The sequence below is a fragment of the Streptomyces sp. NPDC059398 genome, from assembly GCF_042751845.1.
In the GTDB taxonomy this organism is placed as follows: domain Bacteria; phylum Actinomycetota; class Actinomycetes; order Streptomycetales; family Streptomycetaceae; genus Streptomyces.
On record NZ_JBHYWP010000017.1, the window covers coordinates 91,271 to 92,588 of the forward strand.

Annotated in this window: 1 protein-coding gene; it reads right to left on the reverse strand. The window is 71.3% G+C overall.

Annotated elements, in window-relative coordinates; translation table 11 throughout:
* Nucleotides 1-125: 125 nt before the first annotated feature.
* Nucleotides 126-1,250 (reverse strand): GuaB3 family IMP dehydrogenase-related protein, encoded by a 1,125-nt coding sequence (locus tag ACFXBC_RS09145; protein ID WP_385020558.1) that lies wholly within the window; start codon nt 1,248-1,250, stop codon nt 126-128.
* Nucleotides 1,251-1,318 lie beyond the last annotated feature (68 nt).

A 1,318-nucleotide genomic window follows, 5' to 3' on the forward strand; every position in this document is an offset into this window, starting at 1 on the left:
GCCTCGCGTGCGGTCAGGGTCGCGGGGGGGGGGCGGCCGCGCGCGGGGGGGCGGGGGTCCGGGCCCCGCGTACGGCACGACGCGTGCGGCACCGGCACCCGACCGGTACCGGTGCCACCGTCGGCTCAGCGCTTGTGCTGGGCGTCCGCCACCGTCACCTCGACGCGCTGGAACTCCTTGAGTTCGCTGTACCCCGTCGTCGCCATCGAGCGGCGCAGCGCCCCGAAGAAGTTCATCGAACCGTCCGGGATGTGGGAAGGCCCGGAGAGGACCTGCTCGGTCGTGCCGACCATGCCCAGGTCCACCAGCTTGCCGCGCGGCACATCCTCGTGGACGGCCTCCATGCCCCAGTGGTGCCCCTTGCCGGGCGCGTCCGACGCACGGGCCAGCGGCGAGCCGATCATGACCGAGTCCGCGCCGCAGGCGATGGCCTTCGGCAGGTCGCCCGACCAGCCGACCCCGCCGTCCGCGATGACATGCACATAGCGGCCGCCGGACTCGTCCATGTAGTCCCGGCGGGCCGCGGCCACATCGGCGACCGCGGTCGCCATCGGGACCTGGATGCCCAGCACATTGCGCGTGGTGTGCGCGGCGCCGCCGCCGAAGCCGACGAGCACACCGGCCGCTCCGGTACGCATCAGGTGCAGCGCGGCGGTGTACGTCGCACAGCCGCCGACGATCACCGGGACGTCCAGTTCGTAGATGAACTGCTTCAGGTTCAGCGGCTCGGCAGCGCCCGAGACATGCTCGGCGGAGACCGTCGTACCGCGGATGACGAAGATGTCGACGCCCGCGTCGACGACGGCCTTGGAGAACTGGGCGGTGCGCTGCGGGGAGAGCGCGGCCGCGGTGACCACACCCGAGTCGCGCACCTCCTTGATCCGCCGGCCGATCAGCTCCTCCTGGATCGGAGCGGCGTAGATCTCCTGGAGACGCCGCGTCGCGGTCTCCTCGTCCAGCCCGGCGATCTCGTCCAGCAGCGGCTGCGGGTCCTCGTACCGCGTCCACAGACCTTCGAGGTTCAGGACTCCGAGGCCGCCCATCTCACCGATGCGGATGGCGGTCTCCGGGGACACGACCGAGTCCATCGGAGCGGCCAGGAACGGCAGCTCGAACCGGTAGGCATCGATCTGCCAGGCGATCGAGACCTCCTTCGGGTCCCGGGTGCGCCGGCTCGGCACAATGGCGATGTCGTCGAACGCGTACGCCCTGCGGCCGCGCTTGCCGCGCCCGATCTCGATCTCAGTCACGATGTGTGGCCTTTCCCTCTACGTCTGCCGTTCCAGTATCCCCGACGCGCACGCGGAAGCCCGCGGGC